22 protein-coding genes are annotated in these 21,752 nt (G+C 43.6%); 6 read left to right on the forward strand and 16 right to left on the reverse strand.

Annotated elements, in window-relative coordinates:
• Window positions 1–39: 39 nt before the first annotated feature.
• From MKY20_RS27840 to MKY20_RS27890, 11 genes are all read right to left on the reverse strand, one after another.
• Window positions 40–1,293, reverse strand: a complete 1,254-nt coding sequence (locus MKY20_RS27840; protein WP_019379407.1) for a multidrug effflux MFS transporter — start codon at window positions 1,291–1,293, stop codon at window positions 40–42.
• Between the two features lie 40 nt (window positions 1,294–1,333).
• Window positions 1,334–1,723: a hypothetical protein gene (locus MKY20_RS27845; protein WP_009335157.1), complete on the reverse strand. Its 390-nt coding sequence runs from the start codon at window positions 1,721–1,723 to the stop codon at window positions 1,334–1,336.
• 160 nt (window positions 1,724–1,883) lie between these two features.
• Window positions 1,884–2,867: a DUF3231 family protein gene (locus tag MKY20_RS27850; RefSeq protein ID WP_251156652.1), complete on the reverse strand. Its 984-nt coding sequence runs from the start codon at window positions 2,865–2,867 to the stop codon at window positions 1,884–1,886.
• A gap of 71 nt (window positions 2,868–2,938) precedes the next feature.
• Window positions 2,939–3,829 carry an EamA family transporter gene (locus MKY20_RS27855; protein WP_009335159.1) on the reverse strand — a complete coding sequence of 297 codons (891 nt, stop codon included), beginning with the start codon at window positions 3,827–3,829 and terminating at the stop codon, window positions 2,939–2,941.
• A 92-nt stretch (window positions 3,830–3,921) separates the two neighbouring features.
• Complete coding sequence (locus tag MKY20_RS27860) at window positions 3,922–4,614, reverse strand: AraC family transcriptional regulator (RefSeq protein ID WP_009335160.1); 693 nt, start codon at window positions 4,612–4,614, stop codon at window positions 3,922–3,924.
• 195 nt (window positions 4,615–4,809) lie between these two features.
• A complete protein-coding gene (gene vanY / locus MKY20_RS27865) occupies window positions 4,810–5,688 on the reverse strand; it encodes a VanY-A/VanY-F/VanY-M family D-Ala-D-Ala carboxypeptidase (protein WP_019379408.1) in 879 nt (292 codons plus the stop codon).
• Between the two features lie 89 nt (window positions 5,689–5,777).
• The gene (locus MKY20_RS27870) at window positions 5,778–6,908 is read right to left on the reverse strand and encodes a sensor histidine kinase (protein WP_192908222.1); all 1,131 of its coding nucleotides are present in this window, start codon (window positions 6,906–6,908) and stop codon (window positions 5,778–5,780) included.
• Window positions 6,901–7,596: a vancomycin resistance response regulator transcription factor, VanR-F/VanR-M family gene (gene vanR / locus MKY20_RS27875; protein ID WP_009335163.1), complete on the reverse strand. Its 696-nt coding sequence runs from the start codon at window positions 7,594–7,596 to the stop codon at window positions 6,901–6,903. The genes MKY20_RS27870 and vanR overlap by 8 nt, the downstream gene beginning before the upstream one ends.
• Before the next feature lie 107 nt (window positions 7,597–7,703).
• Window positions 7,704–8,132: a DUF4181 domain-containing protein gene (locus MKY20_RS27880; RefSeq protein WP_251174051.1), complete on the reverse strand. Its 429-nt coding sequence runs from the start codon at window positions 8,130–8,132 to the stop codon at window positions 7,704–7,706.
• A 428-nt stretch (window positions 8,133–8,560) separates the two neighbouring features.
• Window positions 8,561–9,058, reverse strand: coding sequence for a methylated-DNA--[protein]-cysteine S-methyltransferase (locus MKY20_RS27885; RefSeq protein ID WP_019379412.1), 498 nt, complete (start codon window positions 9,056–9,058; stop codon window positions 8,561–8,563).
• Window positions 9,048–9,623 (reverse strand): bifunctional transcriptional activator/DNA repair enzyme AdaA, encoded by a 576-nt coding sequence (locus tag MKY20_RS27890; RefSeq protein ID WP_341004444.1) that lies wholly within the window; start codon window positions 9,621–9,623, stop codon window positions 9,048–9,050. The genes MKY20_RS27885 and MKY20_RS27890 overlap by 11 nt, the downstream gene beginning before the upstream one ends.
• Window positions 9,624–9,742: 119 nt before the next feature.
• Here MKY20_RS27890 and MKY20_RS27895 point away from each other — a divergent pair, with 119 nt between their 5' ends.
• Complete coding sequence (locus MKY20_RS27895; protein WP_251174053.1) at window positions 9,743–10,663, forward strand: DNA-3-methyladenine glycosylase 2; 921 nt, start codon at window positions 9,743–9,745, stop codon at window positions 10,661–10,663.
• Between the two features lie 169 nt (window positions 10,664–10,832).
• Here the strand turns inward: MKY20_RS27895 and MKY20_RS27900 are convergent, their stop codons facing one another.
• On the reverse strand, window positions 10,833–11,027 hold the full coding sequence (locus tag MKY20_RS27900; RefSeq protein WP_071158045.1) for a hypothetical protein: 195 nt from the start codon (window positions 11,025–11,027) through the stop codon (window positions 10,833–10,835).
• 88 nt (window positions 11,028–11,115) lie between these two features.
• On the reverse strand, window positions 11,116–11,724 hold the full coding sequence (locus MKY20_RS27905; RefSeq protein ID WP_019379415.1) for a YitT family protein: 609 nt from the start codon (window positions 11,722–11,724) through the stop codon (window positions 11,116–11,118).
• A 78-nt stretch (window positions 11,725–11,802) separates the two neighbouring features.
• On the opposite strand from MKY20_RS27905, the gene MKY20_RS27910 reads away from it, so the two are divergent.
• The gene (locus MKY20_RS27910) at window positions 11,803–12,312 is read left to right on the forward strand and encodes a GNAT family N-acetyltransferase (protein WP_019379416.1); all 510 of its coding nucleotides are present in this window, start codon (window positions 11,803–11,805) and stop codon (window positions 12,310–12,312) included.
• A gap of 74 nt (window positions 12,313–12,386) precedes the next feature.
• Here the strand turns inward: MKY20_RS27910 and MKY20_RS27915 are convergent, their stop codons facing one another.
• Together MKY20_RS27915 and MKY20_RS27920 are read right to left on the reverse strand one after the other, a co-directional pair.
• Window positions 12,387–14,276, reverse strand: a complete 1,890-nt coding sequence (locus MKY20_RS27915) for a Xaa-Pro dipeptidyl-peptidase (RefSeq protein WP_009335172.1) — start codon at window positions 14,274–14,276, stop codon at window positions 12,387–12,389.
• A gap of 271 nt (window positions 14,277–14,547) precedes the next feature.
• Window positions 14,548–15,804, reverse strand: coding sequence for a YeeE/YedE family protein (locus tag MKY20_RS27920; protein WP_251174054.1), 1,257 nt, complete (start codon window positions 15,802–15,804; stop codon window positions 14,548–14,550).
• 175 nt (window positions 15,805–15,979) lie between these two features.
• Here MKY20_RS27920 and MKY20_RS27925 point away from each other — a divergent pair, with 175 nt between their 5' ends.
• Window positions 15,980–17,410 carry a polysaccharide deacetylase family protein gene (locus MKY20_RS27925; RefSeq protein ID WP_251174055.1) on the forward strand — a complete coding sequence of 477 codons (1,431 nt, stop codon included), beginning with the start codon at window positions 15,980–15,982 and terminating at the stop codon, window positions 17,408–17,410.
• 35 nt (window positions 17,411–17,445) lie between these two features.
• On the opposite strand, the gene MKY20_RS27930 is transcribed toward MKY20_RS27925, so the two are convergent.
• On the reverse strand, window positions 17,446–17,928 hold the full coding sequence (locus tag MKY20_RS27930; protein ID WP_009335178.1) for a GNAT family N-acetyltransferase: 483 nt from the start codon (window positions 17,926–17,928) through the stop codon (window positions 17,446–17,448).
• A 184-nt stretch (window positions 17,929–18,112) separates the two neighbouring features.
• Here MKY20_RS27930 and MKY20_RS27935 point away from each other — a divergent pair, with 184 nt between their 5' ends.
• The 3 genes from MKY20_RS27935 to MKY20_RS27945 are packed head-to-tail and all read left to right on the forward strand — an operon-like array spanning window position 18,113 to window position 21,585.
• Entirely contained in the window at window positions 18,113–19,447 is a 1,335-nt protein-coding gene (locus MKY20_RS27935; protein ID WP_019379419.1) for a spore germination protein, read from the forward strand.
• Entirely contained in the window at window positions 19,437–20,516 is a 1,080-nt protein-coding gene (locus MKY20_RS27940) for a GerAB/ArcD/ProY family transporter (protein WP_019379420.1), read from the forward strand. Before MKY20_RS27935 ends, MKY20_RS27940 begins: the two co-directional genes overlap by 11 nt.
• On the forward strand, window positions 20,503–21,585 hold the full coding sequence (locus tag MKY20_RS27945; protein ID WP_341004445.1) for a Ger(x)C family spore germination protein: 1,083 nt from the start codon (window positions 20,503–20,505) through the stop codon (window positions 21,583–21,585). The genes MKY20_RS27940 and MKY20_RS27945 overlap by 14 nt, the downstream gene beginning before the upstream one ends.
• Window positions 21,586–21,752: the final 167 nt, after the last annotated feature.

The raw sequence follows: 21,752 nt of genomic DNA on the forward strand, positions 1-21,752 counted from the left end.
CTTTCATTTATAACTCATTTTACTAGATTAATAGGTTATTTACATGGCAGCTTTCTCATTATCAATGGATTTCCCACTGGGCCGGGCTGCCAGGAACATATAGGACAGTACAGCCCCGGTACTTGCACATGCTATGACAATCCCCATCGATATCGCCGGTCTGTCTCCTAAGCCAACAAGGGGAGCCACACCTCCTCCAAAGATTAAGGATAGTACTCCCAGTAATGCGGAGGCACTCCCTGCCGACTTGCCCTGATTTTGCATGGCAAGCGAGAAGCCTGAAGTACTCACCACCCCAATACTTGCAACCACAAAGAATAACGGCGGCAAAATAGCGTACAAGCCTGCATCTAAAAGAAGCATGATTAATAGAGCAATAGCTCCAATGAAAGAGATGCATATGCCAGCCGTAAAAAGCTTCCTTTCGCTGATCCGCCCCGCCAGCCTTCCCGTGATTTGACTGGAAATGATGATTCCTAGACCGTTGATGGCAAATATCAGGCTGAACATCTGCGGGGAGGCCCCATACATGTTCTGAAGGACGAAAGGTGAGCCGGATATATACGCAAACATGGCAGCAAACACCAGTCCTTGAGACAATGCATACCCTATGAAACTTCGATCAGATAAGAGCTGCTGAAAGGTGGTTAATGTGTTTTTTATACCGCCCTGTGAACGGGAATCTTCAGACAGCGTCTCTGGCAGACCGAATAGTACGACAAGAAACATCACCAAGCCGATTACACTCAAAACGATAAACACTCCCTGCCAGGGAGCAATCCGCAATAACTGGCCGCCAAGTATAGGAGCAAGGATGGGGGCCACACCATTCACTAAAGCCAGCAGAGAGAAAAATTTAGTCAGCTCAGTGCCTGAGTAAAGATCCCGGACAATCGCACGGGAGATGACAATTCCTGCTGCCCCGGCCAGACCCTGAATAAACCTCAGCCCAATCAAGCCCCAGATGGACTGGCTAAAGGCGCACAAGAGAGAAACAGCAAAATAAATCAATAGCCCTATAAGAAGCGGCTTCCGGCGTCCGCGCACATCACTGAGCGGCCCTGCAAGCAGCTGGCCTAGGGATAGACCGAGCAGGAAAAAGGTTAAACTAAGCTGGACCAGGGACGGCTTGGTATGCAAATCATTAGCTATATCAGGCAGAGCCGGCAAATACATGTCGATGGATAACGGGGCAAACGCAGCTAAAGTACCAAGTACGATCGCCATCCATAATCGCCTTGACTTTGAAGGTGCACCCGGGGCATTTCTTATATTTCCTAAAGAATCATTCATTGATTGTCCTGCCTTTTCTTATGATTTTTGGACTTTAAGCTCAAAGGTTATGGATAAGAATCCGTATGGCTTCTGAAACATCCACCTTTTTTTCCTGGCAGAAATGATTCAGCTTTTTGAACATTTCTTCATCCAGCCGGACATGGATGGAATGCTTAAGCTTTTGGCCTTCAGGCTTCTTGGGCCGGCCCCTTCCAATTTTCCGCTGCCCTGTTTCGTCCCTCCAGACGGCTATGGTCACATACCCGTCTTTTTCCAGCCATTTCTGAAGATCGTTTTCCTTCCAAATACGCGCTGCATCATTCTCATGTTTTTTCAGATATTCTGCAAGACCCTCACCTTCCAGACCTTTCCTTTTTGCTTTATAAATCATCTTATTTCTAAGATACTCTTCATATTGTTCGAATGATGTAAAGGTTTGTTCTTTCATAAACCCTCCGGATTATTTTTTGTTCTACAAAAAATAATAAAGAATATTAATTCACAATGCAATCTTTTTTGTAGAACAAAAAATACTATGGAGAAATAAGCATAAAAAAAGCCTAACTCTCTCCGGCACATCAGGAAGAAATTAGGCTTTCATTATATTTTTATACATCCATCCGCGGTGCTTCCTCAAGCCACCCATTGGAAATCATGATCTTTACACCTTCACGTATATACTCAAAAACCTCAATTCCAAATTTACCAAAATTCATATTTAGATCATTGCGAAGGCTGAAGCCGATGCCAAATCCCTGTCCGCCAATACTAAACCCGCATAAAAGATAGGTGCAAAATATCATTAGCTTATCCGAAAATGGAGCCTCTGTTGAATTTGTCACTGTTCCCCCTGAAGTGGCAGGCGGCTGGATATCGTTTTGAAGGAGCTTTTCCCCAAACTCTTTAATAATTTCTTTCGAAAGCTCTTTCCCTTTTAAAAAATATTTTCTAACTTCTTCTCCTTCTGCACATTGAGCAAATCCAGCCATCAGCTGCATGCCGGTGATGTTTGTTTCAATCCCGTGATACAGCAGCCCAAATTCCACCGTATTAATGGGGCGCTTCTGACCAAGAATATTAGTTCCTTTTAAATAGTTATTACTGGTTACAAAATCAGCTGATTTAGGGAAGTTTATAAAGGTGGGACTTGGAAGCAGCCCTTCATCCAAAAGAAATTGGGTAAATTTACCATAATATTCCTGAGTTAAATCGGTCATGTCCCTATAAAGCTTAATAATATCCTTTCGATAAGCCATGGTTAAATGGAGGACATACATGCCCATGCTAATTTCCTTTAAGATCCGGCAAAACATTATATCAAATCCGTTCTCAAACAATATAGGAGCATTTAAATTAACGTCCTGATCCGTAAAGCCGTTAGGGACAGCCGCCCCCTCATTTTGCAGCAGTTTTTTTATTTCAACAACTTTAGGATGAAGTTTTTCCCTCAATCCTGACATCAAATTTTTCGCTTTTGGGTTTTTCGATTTCTCAATAAAATATTCTAATATACGAAGAATCATCGTTTTTTTTTGATACGTCATCCATAATGCACCCAGTTCGGATGAACTGATTTTAGATTTTTCAGGCATAAGAACACCTCCATTTTGACTAAATAATAGTATGTGTTCTTTTGGAGTTTTTATACGATGAATGGTTTCCATTAAGACTCTGCTGCTCTTATTTTGCGGCCCGAATTTTGAGATGAACCGATTAATACCCCTATCCCCATCATTATGAGGAATATCCCTAGCCAGGAAACTGCGGTTAACGATTCTCCCAATAGGAAAACTCCTAATAATGCTGCAGTTAAAGGCTCCGCCAGCGCAAGTGTGACAGCCGTTGAAGAGGAAACATGGACAAGCCCTTTTGAAAAAAGAAAATAGGCAATTCCCGTAGCCAGAATCCCCAGGTGCAGGCTGACAGTCAAACCCCGAACACTCCCAAGCCAGGACATGTCAAAAATAAATAAGAATGGCGAAAGAAAGATGGCACTTAAGGTGAAAACAACGGCCACTACTGACAAGGATGAATAGTTTTCAACCAGGTCCCTGCTGACAAGCGTATAGCCTGCAAATGTTAAACCAGCCCCCAATGCCAGTAATAGGCCAGCCGGGTCCATATGAACCGAGTTTTTGTTCATGAATAGCAGGACACAGCCCAAAATGGACAGGAAGGTAGAACACCACCAAATGGCAGAGGGGCGTTTTTTCAAATAGAGCCATTCAAGAAGACCCGATAAGACCGGTGCACTCCCGATCGCTGTCACAGTCCCAATGGCTACCCCTGTAAGAGTGACCGCTGAAAAAAACAATGGCTGGTACAGGGCCATACAAAGTGATGCCATCAAGGTGTTCTTAATAGGCCAATTTTTCAGGTCCAGTTTCCCCGCCAGAAAAACCATGCATAATAAAAATAAACCGCCTGCCGCCAGACGGGCAGCCCCAATGGCAATCGGGTGTGCGCTTTCCGGCGCAAATGCCTGCGTGGTACCCGTAGTCCCCCAGAGCACTCCGGCAAGCAATATGAAAAATGGAGCCGTTTTCCCGTTCATGTTATCACCTCAATAAAAAAAGATAAAAGGAATCATTAAACTTATCTTAGAAAATTCCCTGAGAATTTTCTTTACCAAGTTTAATATCCCTTTTATCCATTCTTAAGGATTCTGTATTTTTGTGGTGCTATTCCTTCACAGCGGGTAAACCACCGTGTAAAGGAGGAAGAATTTTCGAAGCCTAATTCCCCGCTGATCACCGACATAGACCAGGAGGTTGACATTAATAAATGCTTCGCCTCTTTCAAGCGCAGATCAGATATATAGCCTTTTGGGCTTTTCCCGGTTTTCTTCTTAAACCATGCGGAATAATAGGCAGGATGATAATGTTCGATTTTCGCTAGACCCTCCAATCGGATCGACTCCTTATAATGCTTATGAATATAATCAATCGACGGAGGCTTGGCGATTTGCAGTTTGCCGGCCACAAACCTGGTCAAATCAGCCAGGGAGGATGCATTCCCCTGATTCCCCGCCTCTTCCAGCAGCAAATAACGGATCGAAGACCATTGCTGATCCAGCTGAATGTACATACTGCTGGACTCCTCCGGCAAATAGGCCGTCGGGATATCCAGGATCAAAAACTCATTCCGGTCCATCGACCGATAGTTATGATCAGACCCTGGCGGAAGATAAAAACAATAGTCGGGGTCAAGCTTGATATCCTGCCACTTCGTCTTGATATCCAGGGAGCCCTGCAAGGGGAAAAGAAACTGGCCAAACTCATGCTGGTGCGAATGAAACTCTCTGGAATAGGATCTTTTTTCGCAGGTGATGCTTTGCATTTTACTCCCCCCTCATCATGCTTTGAGTATATTATCATTCTAATGAAATAAAGGTGAAAGATGAAGCTAAATGATAAAAATAACTCCCATTAAGATGTTTATTTTAGCCTGGGATTTCCAGCGAAAAAAAGGTTATTTCCACATTCTTGCCTCTCGCACCCCTGTCGGCAACTGCTCCGAATCAGACATTAATTTTCATTCTTTCACGGTCACTATGACTCCATCCATATTGTTTCCTGAAATTTCAACATGACTATGAGCCGGTACGTTAATCGTCTTGCTTTGAGAAATTGGATAATAGGCAATATTGTATTTTTCGCCATTCATACTCATGGAAATGTGTGTTTCTTTCTTTAGGTAATCCAAATATTCTTCTAAAGCAAAATTCTTTTCCTTCATAATTGCACTATGCGGAAAACCAACATAGCGAATATGCCAAGGTTCATATTGAATTCCTGTTACATCCGTTTTATCCTTTGGATAGCGTAAAATAAACCCGTATTTCCAGGCGTTTTGTTCGATCCACTTTCCTTCGGGTGCTTCAGCCATTCTCATTTGAGTGGAGCCTACGTCAAGCGATAGACCCAGATTATGTTCGCTATAGCCGGCTGGCAAGGCATAGTCAGAACCCATTTCCTGATAAAGTGCATTCTGCTCGTCAAAGTCCCGAAATCCACTCGTAATAGAGAAATTGCGAACTTCTTCTTCTTCTGCAGCAGCCATCATCTCTGAAAATCTGTGTGCTATATCCTCTGATAAATAAATTTCACTGCCCAGCAATCCGTAACCCTGTGTCAATTCACCGTGAGCAGACAGATTGATGATATCCGATTTAACACTTTCCGGCTGTACCGGATAGCTGCTGTTGACCAAAAGCAGATTTCCCAAATAGATTTGATCTTCTGTTATCTCTTTTTTTGAGCTGTTACTTTCAGTCCTCTCATCTTCTTCCTGATCAGGTTCATATTGATTATATTGTTGTATCTCTATTTTTGGCTCAAAAAGAGAATCCATATTTATATAAGATAATCCCAAGCACAAAACTAGCAGCAATAAAAATCCCCACTTCTTCATTTTCAGTTTCCTCCTAAATCTTATTTGATTAAAAGAATAGGAAAAACTATTAAAATAAAGAGTAGGGAAAAGATTAAATTTTTCTTAAATCATGTAATGGAAGTTACTAGTTCTTTCGTATCCAGTTCATTGTCTTTTGGTAAACGGACTTCAAAAACGGTCTGAATGACGCTGCTCTCAGCCGCAATCGATCCATCATGCTGTTCCACAATATTTTTCGCAATGAACAATCCAAGACCTGTGCTATCTTCTTGATGAGTTCGCGCTTTGTCACCGGTATAGAACATATCAAATAGATAAGGCAGTTCATTCGAAGGAATGCTATCTCCATAATTCACAATTTGGACGACTACTTCCTCCGCCTCTATATACCCGTTAATATCAACATACTGTCCTTCATACCCATAGCGGATTGCATTCGTCATAAGATTTTCAAAAACGCGTGCGATCAAATCTCCATCACCAAAAATCGGCAAGTGGGGCTCACTATTCATCCGTGCAATCAAATGATTTTTTTCGAATACAGGGTACAATTCTTCCTTTAATTGATTAAGCAGATCTGTTAAATTGATTCTCTTTTTTTCTAGAGGCAGCATTCCATAGTTCATCCTGGTAATCTCGAATAATTCATCAATCAGCCTTTCTAATCGTTGAGATTTAGTAAAGGCAATGGTTAAGAAATGTCTGACTTGTTCTTTTGTCAGGCTTTCATCCTTAAGGATCAAATCCAAATATCCTAAAACGGATGTAAGAGGGGTCCGCAAATCATGAGCTAAATTAACAACCAATTGATCCTTGCTGCTTTCCGAAAAGTCCCCCCGCTTAATTGCTTCCTGCAATTTTTCACTTGCCAAATTAATGTCCAGCGCAATATCCCTGAATTCATCATTTGACTGGATATGCACCTTGTGTTGAAAATCACCCCGAGCAAGATAACGAATGCCGCTGGAAATCTCATTAAAATAAGCAGAATAGGGCTTCGTAAGGAAAAAGAAAAAAAGGAAAGATAGTAAAATGAATAAGATGAAAAAAAGATTAAAATCCCCGAATCTCCCCAAAAAGATGCGGAACTGAGCCATAGGATCCTCATACTGCACCATCGTGTGATAATAGTATTGCAGTCCTTTGAAGATTAGATAAGTTACGAGCCCTGAGAGGAGCATACTCAAACCGAATAACAGCACCATTTTTGAGCGAAAACTGCGCATTATCTTACCCATTGAAGGTATACCCTACTCCCCATACAGTCTTGATCCATTTGTCTTTTCGTTTGTCTTCCTCAAGCTTTTTTCGAAGCGTCCGTATATGGACCATAACGGTATTTCCGCCTTCAAAATAGGCTTCGCCCCACACCTGCTGAAAGATATTTTCCACATTAAACACCTTCTTTGGATGGCTCGCCAGTAAATACAGAATATCAAATTCTTTCGGTGTCAGGTCGATGGTTTTTCCATAAAGAGTGACTGTACGCTGATCAGGAGTAATCACTAATCCGCCATATTCCAGGCTGGTTTTAATATCTGCTTTGGGCTGATTCAGCTTCATAAAACGCCGGAGCTGGGCATTTACACGCGCAACCAATTCTATGGGGGTGAATGGTTTCGTCATATAATCATCTGCTCCAATCACCAGGCCCTGCACTTTATCAAAATCAGATGTTTTCGCACTCAAAAATATGATCGGCATATTATGCTGTTCCCGAATGCGGCGGGTTACTTCATATCCATCCATCTTCGGCATCATAATATCCAAAACCAGCAAATCAATCGACTGAGTCTCAACAATACGTACGGCCTCTTGTCCATCCGATGCTTTAATAACATGGTACCCTTCTTTTTCTAAATGAATGGCAATCAGATCAGCAATCTCCTCCTCATCGTCCGCAATCAATATCGAAATATCTCTCATCATTCCACTCCTAAATAAAGTTAACCAAAAGCAATAGATTAGGTCTTATTCATTTTCTATTATTTCCTATTCTTTTTCAAAAATTTGCTGACGCCTGTTTAGCAGCTCTACAGCATCCAGAAAAAGTCAGTCTTAATAACAATGAATAACAAAAATAAAACAAAGGCCAGGTGGAAAATCGTTACAAGATAAGCCTTGCGATTTTCTGCAAATTTCCACTCCATAAAAGCTCGGGCCGTTTCGGAAAGAACAATAAAAACAATCAGCAGAACCGCTGGCTCCAAATACCATATAAATTCCATCGGGTACCGCTTCATGTTAATAACATATCCGGTCAAGAGGGTAACTAAAAAGCCAATCCGAATGGTCCAATCCACCTTTTTATGTTTATCATTGATATGGTTATAAGAAAAAAATTTCTTCTTCTCCACTTTCAGCCATTTTCTTAAACCCAATTCGAAGAAATACATCAATGCTACAACAATAGCTATTAAAAGAATTAACTTAGGACCGGCCAATGGATCAACTGCATACATCCTTTTCCCCTCCTCCGCCTTTGCAAGAACACTGCATTCACTTACCTATTTCTACGGATACGAAGGGAAAAAGTTTCCTTTGTTAATTGACTGCTTTCTTAAAAATCCTAGTAAATGTGAGCGAATGCCAACATCGGACTCTGGATCTTTGATTTCTCCCTCATGTGTCCGAATGAGCTCCCGCTTCGGACTCGATCACTCTGATTTCTCCCTATCCTGTCCGAATGAGCCACTACTTCGGACTCAGATCTTTGATTTCTCCTTATCCTGTCCGAACGAGCTCCTACTTCAGACTCGAACACTCTGAATTCTCCCTCTCCTTTCTGAATTAATCCGTGTTCGGGCTTAATTTGAAGAATCCATTTAATGCCTCAAGCTATATACTCATTTCCAAGCTGCTAAACACGAAAAATAGCCGAAGAGTCTCTTCAGCCTTGTTTCTCCAATTCAAGCAAATGATGCTTCATTTCTATGCCCCCGCGATAGCCGGTTATCGCACCATTTTTACCAATGACACGATGGCATGGGACCGCGATTAACAGCGGATTGGCACCGATTGCTTTCCCTGCTGCCCGGACTGCCTGCGGCCTGTTTATTTTCTCTGCGATGTCCGAATAGGAGACAGTTTTACCGTAAGGAATCTGAGTTAATGCCTCCCAGACTTCCTCTTGAAACGGAGTGCCTTTCACATCCAGGTCCATTGAAAAAATTTGTCTTTTCCCGAGAAGAAATTCCTGTAATTCCATCATGTATGGCTGCAGTGCTGCTTTATTTTCTACAAGCACTGCAGCTGGAATATATTTTTTCAGTGACCTTTCAAAATCCTTAAACTCCGGGTCAGAGCCTATATAGCAGAGACCTTTTTCTGTTCTAGCGAGATACAGGCTCCACTCACCTTCCTGCATGTTCGCCCATTCAATGTTCATTCTTCCGCTCCTCCCTTGTTTTGTTTCGATATGCTGCAGGTGTTGTGCCCAGCTTCTTTTTAAATAAAGAGATAAAATAAGGGGTGCTGGGGAATCCTGCTGATGCACCGACATCGGCTATCGATTGCTCACCTGCCTCCAGCATATGAACGGCTTTTTCAAGCCGGATATCCTGAATATACTCTGTGGGCGACTTCCCGGTGACCCGTTTGAACACCCTCTGCAGATGATATGGACTACCATGAAACAGGTCCCCCAATTGATGCAATGTAATCGGGGCGCAATAATGCTGATCGATCCACACAATTATTTGCTTAATCCATTCTTCTGCAGGCAGGCTGAGCCCTTCCGGTTTGCAGCGCTTGCACGGTCTGAAATTTTCCGCCAGTGCTTGAGCGGCATTTTGAAAAATAGCGACATTGCCGATATTCGGAACTCTCGACCGGCACGATGGCCTGCAGAATATCCCTGTCGTTTTAACACCATAAAGAAAAAGATCATCAAAGGATTTGTCGCAATCCTTTATCGCGTTCCAATATTCTTCCGGAATCTGTTCATAAGCCACCTGCGCTCACCTCTGCTAAAAAGTATACACAAAAAATGTTCATCATCAGCGATTTCCTAAATATAAACGCAAGATAACGTAATCCTGAGGATTTACAATAAAGAAAAGGAGGAATCCAAATGAGCTCTCATACTGTTAATTGGAAAGAGGATGAAAATGGCCTGGTCCTTTTCACTCCGCATGAATTCAGCTTTTCCGAAAACCTGCGATACTTATCAAGATCGGCAAACGAATGCCTTTATGAGATTTCCGGCGAGACCATTAGACGTGCCCTTTCCTTTGGGAAGGATAAGCTGCTGCTTGAAATAAGTGGTGAGTCAGATCAGTTCCTATCCGTCAGTATTCATAAGCCTGTCACGCATCAATTGAAAGCAGAAATTGCGGCATATGTTCATGATTGGTTCGACCTTGGAGCAAATCTGAACCCATTTTATGAGATGGCACAAACAGATCCCTTGCTGCAAAAGCCCGCGGAGCAATTTTTCGGGCTCAGAGTGATGGGAATTCCCGACTTATTCGAGGCTCTTGCGTGGGGAATCCTGGGGCAGCAGATCAACCTTACATACGCATATACACTAAAACGGCGGCTCGTTGAAAAATATGGGGAGTGCCTGGAATACGGCGGGAGCAGATACTGGCTCTTTCCCGCAGCGAAAACGATTGCCGGGTTAACCATCGAAGATCTGGCCGACTTAAAAATGACCGTTAAAAAATGCGAATATCTCATTGATGTGGCAAGCTTAATTGCAAATGGCAAGCTTTCAAAAGAGGACTTGCTGAAAGAGGGAAATGTAAAAGCTGCAGAAAAAAAGCTAACGAGAATACGCGGGATCGGCCCATGGACCGCCCATTATGTCCTCATGCGGTGCCTGCGCTTCCCGAATGCTTTTCCAATCGATGATGTCGGCCTTCATAACGCAATCAAAGGGATCACAGGCTCTGAAAGAAAACCGGCCAAATCGGAAATCTTGATTTATTCGGCTGCATGGAAGAATTGGGAAGCGTATGCTACTTTTTATTTGTGGAGAGTATTATATTAAATTATTTTCACCATGACATCTTTGAAAAGCTAATGTGGAGCGGAGTGGCCGATATATTGAAATTCTGACTGATATCCTTTTAAAAAGTGGCCGATAAAATGAAAATCCGTCCAATATCCATAACATCTTGGCCGATAGATCTGGTAGAGGACAGGTTCCCCTGTCCTTTCTATGTCAGAAAAAAATATAGTGGTGTCATCACAAGAAATAAAGCCTGAAAAAAGCATCCGCCGGCACAGCCAAGACAGCCCTCATCCGCCAGCTGCTCCCCTGCTTCATACGTATTCTCGCCTACATCCCAGCCATTATCCTCTTCTTCATTATTCTTCTTGCTATTCTCCTTATCTTCTTGCAGCTGAATCATTGTATCCCCGCTTTCCTGTTATTAACCTGGAATAGTAGTAAATTATTTTTTTTCCATTAAAAAGAAAAGGCCTGCACGGCCCTTTCTTTTAGTAATGAATTTTATATTTCTCCGCAAGGATTTTTATATCAACCTTGTAAATAAGATCAATCATCCGCGTCCCAATCATCTGGCAGATCACCGCATAAACAATAACCTTCCAGTCCACGACAACCCCTGTAAGCAAAAGCAGACTGCCATTTATGTAAAATAACGTCCGTCCCGGCGCACTTCCCCTTGCTTTGGAAATGATTAACGCGAGGATATCCATGCCTCCTGACGAAGCGCCCATCCGGAATAAAATGCCGACTCCTGCTCCAAAGACTACCGCTCCAAGCAAAAGATCCAGGAGAACCGAATTCAGCGGTTCCGTTATGTATGGTGTCAGAGAATCAATCGTAACCGAAGTAACCGAAACACAAAACAGCGTCCAAATCACACTGCTTTTCCCGAGCCATTTGGCCGCTGCCAGCAGCAGGCCCGCATTCAAAACCCACAATGTCACCGAATAGGGCGTGTCCAATAGATAATTGAATAAAACCGCCAGACTTGCCGCACCGCCGGACGGGATAAAATGCGGAAACAAGAAAAAGGTCATCGCGATCCCCTGGATGCTGGCGGCCATTCCCAAAATCAAAGATTTATAGAGTACATGCATGACAAAAACTCCTAACGTTTTTCCTTACTCTATCTTATAATATTTTCATAGAAGAGAAAACCGCACGAGGTGAATAGAATGACCATTCCTTTTGAAACGGATCGGCTCCTGCTCCGGACCATGCAGGCCGATGACCTGGATGCAGTTTATGAGATTTGGGGCAGCCCGGAGGTAATGAAATACTGCGGCGGCGCCAGCACAAAAAGCCAAATCCAGCGCTCCATCAAATTTTACCGGCGGCTGCAGAATGAAAAAGGCTACTCTGTTTATACTGTTTTGCTAAAAGAAAACTCCTCCATCATCGGGGTTTGCGGGTTTAATCCGGCAGAAAATGAACACGAAGCCGAGCTCCTCTATCATTTTAATCAGCTTTGCTGGGGAAAGGGATATGCAGCTGAAGCTGCCGCTGCATGCGTGGCCGCTTTAAGGAAAAATGGCCCGAACGTCCGGAAAATAATCGCGGCTGTGGATCCGGCCAACCCTGCATCCGGAAAAGTGCTCAGGAAAATCGGCATGACTGCGGCCGGAATGAAATGGTTTGAAGATACACAGCAGGAAGAACTTTGTTATGAAATGGAACTTGCGTAAACAATTATCCTTCTTATTTTGCTGAGAAAAAAAAACGAGTCTGCTCTTGCTGCAGACCCGCCTCTTCTATTCTATTAAAATCCAACTGCCTTTTTTCCGCCCACAACAGGCAGGCTGATATAACTTTGCCCAAGCTTTACTTCAAACGTGGCCCCTGTTGTTGATGGAATCGTACGTCTTCGATCGCTTCCAGCGATAATGATGCCGATTCGGTGACCTTCCTTAAATACGTAGTCTTCAGGCAATACATCCCATTCAAACTTATAGCTCTTGCCTACTTTTAAAGGGTCATCCTTCTCAATCGTTTTCCAGTTCTGCGGATCAAACCATCCTCTTGTCACGACTTCATATGGTGCTGTGTGAGTGGTTTTTTCTGTTTCTTTGTAACATCCATCATCTGTTGAAATACTTTCTCCCCAACAGCTTTCTGTATTCAGAGTTCGGACTCCCTCTCCCGGGCCTTCATGATGAATGCGGGTATCCTCTCCATAATCGACAATGAGAACTGTCAAATTAGAGTCTTCTTTATTGACCTTTGCCCGAAGTGAAATTTCAGGTATGCCGCTCAAACGGACATCTTCTTCAAGCTGTGGAGATAAAAATGCCAGGCGGTCGCTTTTGACAGCCGTTTCATTGGTTACCATCTGCTGCTCGGTTTGTGTTGGGTTATCTGTAAAGGATTGCTGAAAATTCCCCTTTACAGGCCCTGTGGTCAGCATGCCATTTGTCTGATCATTCTCGCCTGGCGCTAATCGTATTTTAACATTTGCCGCATTTTGATCCGGCCATGAGGACTGGGTTTCCCAATTATCCGCACCTCTTTCAATATCAACGGCAGGCTCGTCCATAATGCCATTCTCGATATCCATCAGCCAGTAGTCGAACCAGCGATGCAGTGTATCAACCCACTCTGCTCTGCGGAAGTCAAATGGATCGACATGGCCAGTTTGGGTGAGCCAAAGTTTTCTCGGAACCTCTTCTTTGGATAGGGCTAACCACCAATCCGCGAGGTGATTCATTTTCACATTGAAATCATTTAATCCATGGACAGCAAACACACTTGCTTTTACATTTTTTACGTCCTTAACGTAATTTCTTTCATCCCAGAACTCATTATAATCTCCTGATGGATCATCCGCTTCCGCATTCAAGCGATCGAACACGGGCTTACAGACATCTTTGCGGGAGCTGCTGGCAACTCTGCTGGCCAAGCCTCCTGGTCCGTTGTTGTAATATGTAAGTCCCTCATAGCGGTAATAATTGTACCAGCTGCTAATGGCTCCAATTGGAACAATTGTCTTTAAGCCTTCTACGCCTGTAGCCGCTACCCCATTAGCCAGCGTGCCATCATAGGACTTTCCGATCATTCCGACATTCCCGGTTGTCCAGTCTGCTTTCACTTCATTATTATCTTGATCCCAAGCTTTTGCCCTGCCATTCATCCAGTCAATCACGACCCGGATGCTTTCAATTTCCTCATATCCGCCTGTTGTCGGGCAGCCATCCGAATTGTTCGTTCCAACCATCTCTGGCAAAGCGACTGCATACCCTCTTGGAACAAAATAATTATCATAAAATAGAGGAAACTTCTCATTAATGCCATCCTTGTCCCGGTCTTTCACTTCACTTTCATTTCCACGCCCCATGCTTTCATAATATGGACTCGCATCCATGATTACGGGAACCTTCAGGCCTTCTTCTGTTTCCTTCGGACGGATGATATCCACAGCAATCCTATCTGCTTTTCCGTTTTCATCCGAATCAAGTGTGGATTCGACATACACAGTCTCACGAATCGCCTCCTCATATGAATAGATTGGCTGAGACTTTACATCCTCAATTTGTGCTGTCTGTACCGGTTTTTCTTTCGCTGCTGCATTTCCGGGTGTGTAGGCAAGTGATGATAGAGTCATAGAAATGACAGCTAACACAGCTGCAGGTCTGAGAAGTTTTTTCTTTTTCATATAATCCCTCCTCTACTATTTGCCACTCATTATATTTCGAGTATGGAAATATTAATAGATTACTTTTTCCTAAAATTCAATATTTTTCAAAAAATGTTACTCGGTTACTAATAGTAGGAAAGTCTGGGGAATAGCGGGATTCCTATCAACGGAACGGTAAAAGACTAGTCGGGGATTTCCAGGTGCAGCTGGAGAGTAATCATTTATGGCAGCAGAAACTAATTACTTTGCAAAAAAAAACTGGCACTCATTGAGAGTGCCAGGCTTTCCATTAACAAACCGAATCAGTAGATTTCGGGTTCTTCAATCCAAACAGCGGACGGATGAACAGCGCCACGCCCGTTCCAAGCATGGCCATGATGGCCCATACCCAGCCGTGCAGGCTGAAAGATGCGATTCCGCCGAAGTAAGCGCCGATGTTGCAGCCGAATGCAAGGCGGGAACCATATCCCATCAGCAGTCCGCCGACAATCGCAGCACCGGCAACACCAGGCTTGATTTTCCCAGGCTTGAACGTTCCCTGTAATGCCGCTGAAATAAAGGCACCCAGGATGATGCCGAAGTTCATAACGCTTGTAGAATCAGCAAGAACGGTATTTTTTAATGCGGCTAAGTTCGGTTCAGTCGCAAAATAACCCCATGATGTTACGTCAATGCCCATTGCCTTCAATGTTTTACCGCCCCATAATGCGAATGCGGATGTGATGCCCCAAGGCGTTCCGCGCACAGTCAGAGTCAGTGCATTCAGCAATGCCAACACAATCGCTGCTGCAAACAATGGCCAGGATCCTCTCAGGATTTTTTTCCATCCGGCTGTTGTAGGCAAAGCTTTCATCATTGGTGCTTTTCGCTTTTTCGCGATTTGCAGAGTTACCCAATAGATTAATGCAAATAGAGCAAGCTGCAGAACCAATGCTCCGCCGTAGCCGAGTCCCGTAGATGTAGCCAGGGAGATTGGCGGCAATGCCGGTGTTTCTTCCATCCAGAATGAGAAGTGGTACGCCCCGATCGTGGAACCAGCGATGAAAGAAATCAGTGTCAGAGTCATCGAGGATTGTCCTCCGCCTACCGAATACAAAGTACCGGACGCACAGCCATTCCCAAGCTGCATCCCGATCCCAAAAATAAATGAACCAAACAGGACGCTAACTCCTACAGGAGACACATATCCTTTAGGCTCGATTCCTGTAAAACTAAAGCCAGTGCTTAAAATAACCGCAAATAGGGCTGAAGCAACTGCCAGCATCAGCATATGCGCCTGCAGCCCCTGCCCGTTTCCGACGCTTGCGAAGCGCCTGAATGCAGATGTGAAGCCGAAGCGGGCATGAAGCAAGGTCATGCCGAGTGCAATTCCAATAATAAATAGAACTCCCTGTGTCATGTTCGCTGCATTTATAATGGAAATGAACAAAATGATAGCTGCAAGAACGCCAGCTGCAACAAAAGGCTTTTGAATTGGATTTAAGTTTGAAACAACTGTTGTTGGTGCTGAAACCCATGATTTGCTTTTAACTTCTACTTGAGCCAACCTCATTCACTCCTTTTCTTATCTTTTTAGTCGGATTAAAGTGTTATTTTATACTATATTTTTTTAAAAGTAAATGGTGAATTTTTCACAAGACCGATGATTTTCCCTTTTTCACCTGATATAATTATATATTTGGAGAGTCATAATTTTACAGACAGGAAAGGAAAGGATATCATTGCTTAAGCGGTTAAAATGGCCATCATGGGCATTATTTTGCATCTTCATTGCAGGCATCTATTATTTCATCAGCTCTGGAGCTGACACCAGCCTGCAGGCTTTTTCCAGAACAGAAACCACTTCCCCGGCAGCTTTCCCCGGATTAAACCTTGAAACCCGGACAAAGGAAACGAAATCTTATACCCTTGCGATCAGTACTCCGATCACTGAAATTGAGAATTTGAACAAACCCATGAAAGAATGGATTCAGGCGCAGGAAATGGAATTCCTGGAACTTGTGAAGGCAAACCGGCAGGTGCTGGACAGTGAAGAATTCCGTGCCCATCTTAATATCAAGGCGGAGCCGAAAAAAGTCTCCGATACCATGTACACCCTAGTATTTGAAGCCTACCAGTACACAGGCGGCGCAAATGGGCAGGCTGCGGTCAAAACGTTCACTATCGACCTTGCGAATCAGAAAATGGTACATCTTGCCGATGTGATTCGTATGGATGAGGAGTCCCTGGCGACTCTCAGGCCGTTGATAAAAAAACAAATCGGCGAGAAAGAAGAACTCCAGGACTATCTGTTTGAGGACCTGCTTGACGAAGCGCTGGAAAATCCGTCGAGCTGGAAATGGGCACTGAGCGGCAAGAATTTCACCCTTTATTTTAACGAATATGAAATTGCGGCCGGTGCAGCCGGAGCGGTCAAAGTGAAAATTCCAATCGAACAGATCCGTCCCCTCTTAAAGGATGAAATCGCCCAGCACTTGAAGCTCCCTGACATTCAGCTTCCTGAACCGGAATTCAAGGAACCAGAAGCGGCTCCGCTGGATCCAAACGGCAAGTATATTGCCCTTACCTTTGATGATGGGCCACACCCGAAAGTCACACCGCTTATTCTGGATATTCTAAAAAAACATAACGCAAAGGCTACCTTTTATATGCTTGGCAGCCAGGCACAATTCTATCCTGCCCTCGCAAGCCAAGTGGCTGAAGAAGGTCATGAAATCGGAAATCACAGTGACAGCCATGCGGACCTTTCATCCCTCGGTGAAATCGAAATCCGCAAAGAAATGGAAGAAGCCAGCACCAAAATCAAAGAAGCAAGCGGCCAGCTTCCAGCAACCGTCCGCCCGCCTTATGGGGCCATGAATGAAGATGTGAAAAAAATTGCCGGAATGGCCCATACACCGCTTATTCTATGGTCGGTCGATTCACTGGACTGGAAAACACTTAATGCCTCGGCTATTCAAAAAATCGTGAAGGCCAATGCAGTGCCAGGCGCAATCGTTTTGATGCACGATATCCATAAGCCAACTGCTGAAGCACTTCCAGACCTGCTGACCTATCTTGAAAAAGAAGGCTACGAATTCATTACCGTCTCCCAGCTTCTCTCCTTGCAGGAGCAGGAAGTGACCGGTACGTTCTTTGGAAAACGGCAATAATCATTCAACAAGACGCTCAGGAAATTCCTGGGCGTTTAGTTTTTGTCGTTCCTGCTCGAAGATGCGCCAGTATCCTTTTCATATAACTTAATGGAATCCCCGCTCGCCCCGTACACCTCTCCGCTATGTGTCCAGCCGTATTTTTCATAATACCCTTGCAAATCCGTCTGGAGATGGAGCTTCTTAAATCCAAGCTTCGCCGCTTCTTCAATAGCATGATCAAGCAGCCGGGCGCCAAGCTTCTTTCCCCTGCTGCTGGGATCAACGTACAGACATGCCAGCCACGGATGCAAATCCTGCCGGCTATTGAGGTCATTGCGGATTAACGCATACGTGCCTATGATTTCTTCATTCTCGATCCCAACATAAAACCTCGGGATGCCGTCCCCCGATTTCCCTGAATGGATCATGCAATCCTCATAAAAGCGGAAGTTTTGCTCATTCCCCCACTGTTCCCAGAAAAATTGGACTGCGCCCTCAACTAAATGCGGATGTTCGTGAACTGCGATAATTTTCATTTAACTTCCCCCCCACATTAACTATTCCTCTCGAGTTTTGATAATTCCTGGCTGAACTCTTGTTCAAAGACGAAAGATACCTCTTTAGCCGAGGTTTAAAACGCCAGATAAAGTTTATAGGAATAAAATTTTCCAGCAAGCGAAACTTAATAATATTTATGTCTTTATAAAGGGGTAACCCGCAATGGATCGATTTGTTATTGAAATAAAAGCAGAGCTTGGAAACAATGGCGATTTTCATCTTCAAAGGGACTATCTTGCGGATGCTGCCGTGATGCTGATGGGATTTAATACACTCATTGATTTTATCAAAACGAGAACGGTGCTTCACAAGCATGCGGAGAGCATCCTTTCGCAGAATCAGCCTTCTGAGGATTTATGGCGGGCCATAGGGGAAGTGATTGAAGGCGATGTCCGGAAAGCCATTTCATCCATATATGAAGGCAAACTGATTATCCATTTTGAAAACACCTCCCGTTTTATCATTATGGAGCCTGTACCTGCTATGCTCGATCGTTCGATTGATACGCCAACAAATGAAAATGTTATTAAAGGAGCATTGGATTCGTTTACAGAAGGTATTGATGCCAATATCGGCATCGTCCGAAAACTGGTGAACTCGGAGGAAATTAGAATCGATTCTTTTTCGGCCGGACACAGCCGCAAAAACAAACTTTCCTTGCTTTATATAGACGGCCAAGCGGATATGGATCTAGTTAATAGCATACGTGATAATATTAAAAAAAATATCCAAATGGAAGCATGTGATCTTCAGGGGCTGGCTAAAATGCTGGGGTTTCCATCATGGAATGCTATATCAAAGTTTAATACGACCGAGCTGCCCCATCATGCGGTTCAGAATCTGAGAAAGGGAAAAGTGGTTCTATTCGTGGATCGCTTGCCTTTTGCGCTCATTCTTCCAAGTCTGTTCTGGGATATGTTTGCTATTGAAAATGACCGGAATTTTCCCCTGCCCCTCATGTTAGCCATTCGGTTAATTAGAATCATCGGCATTTTAATCACGCTGATAACACCAGGGCTGTATGTGGCTCTGGTTTCCGTAAACCCTGAAGTCTTGCAGCTCCAGCTTGCTTTATCAGTTGCCCAAAGCCGTGAAGGAGTTCCCTACCCGGCATTGGTGGAAATTTTCTTCATGCTGCTTATTCTGGAATTAATCCTGGAAGCCAGTGTAAGGCTGCCTAAATCCATTGGCCCCACCATTACCATGGTCGGGGGAATTATCCTGGGACAGGCTGCCGTGGAAGCGAAATTAGTCAGCAACCTGCTGATCATCATTCTAGCCGCCACTACCATTGCCAACTCAACCATCGTCGGCTTTCAAAATTCTGTTTCCATTCGGCTGTTCAAATATGCCATTGTGGTCCTGGCAGCAATTTTTGGCATTTTAGGACTGGTTGCCGGTTTGGTTTTCGTAGGCGCTTACCTGGCAAGCCTCAATACTTATGGCAAGTCCTATCTCTACTTAAATTTAAAAGGGAATGAGAGCAATGGCGGATAAAAGTTTGCATGTCATGCTGATGTACGTCATCAGTCATTTGGGCCTTATTTTCTTTATGTATCCCGGCAATGTTATTTCAAGCACAGAGCAGGGCCATTGGCTTCCTGTTCTGGTCGGTGTGGTCATTCATTTCATTTTTATTACTATTTATATGAAGGGGCTAAGCTATTTTCCGAAAAAAGACATCATTCGCATCTATGCAGGAATCGGAAAAGGGACAGCTATCCTTTTTATTGCCCCTGTTTTCTTATATTTCTGCATGATTTTATTGATAACACTCCGGGCTTATTCAGAAATTATTACGATTGTCTTTTTATCAAACACACCATTATGGGCCATCATGCTATTATTGATATCCATTTCGACCTATATAGCAGCCAAAGGAGCCGAAACCATTTTTCGCACCGGTCTTCTTCTATCCCTTTTATTTCTTCCCATCATTATCTTTATTTTCTTCACTTCTTTTCAAAACGTGGATTGGAGGTACGTGGTTCCTTTAGATGCAGATTTCGGATTTATTATAAAACGAACATATTTGGAAAGCTTTTTTGCTTTCTCCGGAGGCTTTTTGTTTCTGGGTTTTGTTCAGCCTTATTTCTCCTATAACAGAAAATATATATTATGGGCCGCTGCCTTCCTTATTCCCTTTTTCCTTTTTTCAGTCTATATTCCCGTGCTGACTTTTGGGCAGGCCACCTCAGCCACAACCTTCCTTCCATATGTTGTGGCCGTGGACGCCATCAATATTAATTGGCTGATGTTCGACAGGGTCACGATGTTTTTTCTATTGAGCCTCATCTCCTTTATCATGCTTTACCTTGCCCTTGTGTCCTGGAAGACAATCCGTATCTTAACTCATTACCTTCCTTCCATTAAACCGGTAAAATTGTTGCTAGCCCTATCTGCCGCAGTCTATCTTTCATGTTTCTTCATCCAGGACTGGAAGGATGTCGAGAAATTATTTTGGTGGAATACGTTTCTGAGGTTTTACATTTTGATTGCAGTCCCATTTTCAATCTTTTTCTTTGGACGCCGCATAAAGAGGAAGGGTAAAAATGAAACCAATTAATCTAAAATCTAAAGCCCCTATTACGGTCTGTCTGCTTCTGGCAATGATGACTTTAACCGGCTGCTGGGACATTAGGGATATCAATCACCGGACACTCCCCGTTGTCCTTGGCATTTCTACAGATGAAGATGGCAAATACAAGGTATTCTTGAAAATCGTTGAGCCCATCGAAGATAATTTGGAAGTGAAAGTCGTTACCGGAACTGGAGAAACTATCTCCCACGCCGTCGATGTGATCAGCCGAAACATGGAGACTAGCGTAGACCTGCTTCATGTAAAAGTAATCATGATTGAGCGTAAAACGGCTGAGGAAGGCATGAAGGACATTATTGCCGGTTTCATGAGATCCCGGGAAGTTTCACCCAAAGTGCTAATCGCCATTTGTGACCAGAACATGGATGAGTTTTTTTCAATACTTACAGAATCAAAGGAGCTTCACGGAACCAACATGTTCGATTACTTCGAAAAAAATGCAGGCTGGAATCCGGAAATTGCCCTTACAAGGATATGGGAAGTCTACCGAAGCATTCATTCCTATACACGCGATGTAGCCATCCCCCTGTTAATGACGGGAGAAACGACAACTTACAAGCAAGTTGGCTCTGCTGTTATCAAAAACGGAAAGATGGTAGAGCAGATCAGCAATGACGAAACCCTGCTATTCAATGCATTTAATAATGAAAGCACCCATGGACAAATCGAAGTCCTGGATCACGCAAGTGTCATGATCATCGGCAACTCCATGGACCAGCATATTGAATTGACTGATAAACAGCCGTTTTTGGAAAGCCGAATAAACCTGAAGGTTGTCGTCCTCGAAACACGGGACAAAACATCCAGTGCCATGATCAAGAAAGAATTAAGCCATCTCCTGTCAGGCCGATTCAGCAGCATGTTAGCCAAACTCCAGGAAAGCGAAGCAGATATTCTGGGCTTGGGACAATTGTATCGCACTAAAATCGATCGAAACGAGCTAAAAAACTGGAGATCCATTTACTATCCAAATTTGAAATCTGATATCCAATTTCAGATAGACATTCAAAATGAAGGGTATTTAAAAACAACCTGATGGGACAGTGAACCTGTCCCTTTTCCGGTTACGCGTTTAATAAGTGTGACAATTAATTGTGCTTGATGCCGGTTTGCTTTATTTGAGGATACCTTTCAGCTCGATTAGTTCCGTTCATTATCAATTTTTCATTGCGAAGGGAACGATTTCACCCAATTCGTGCGCTC

It is taken from the genome of Cytobacillus sp. FSL W8-0315 (assembly GCF_038002905.1).
Classification (GTDB): domain Bacteria; phylum Bacillota; class Bacilli; order Bacillales; family Cytobacillaceae; genus Cytobacillus; species Cytobacillus pseudoceanisediminis.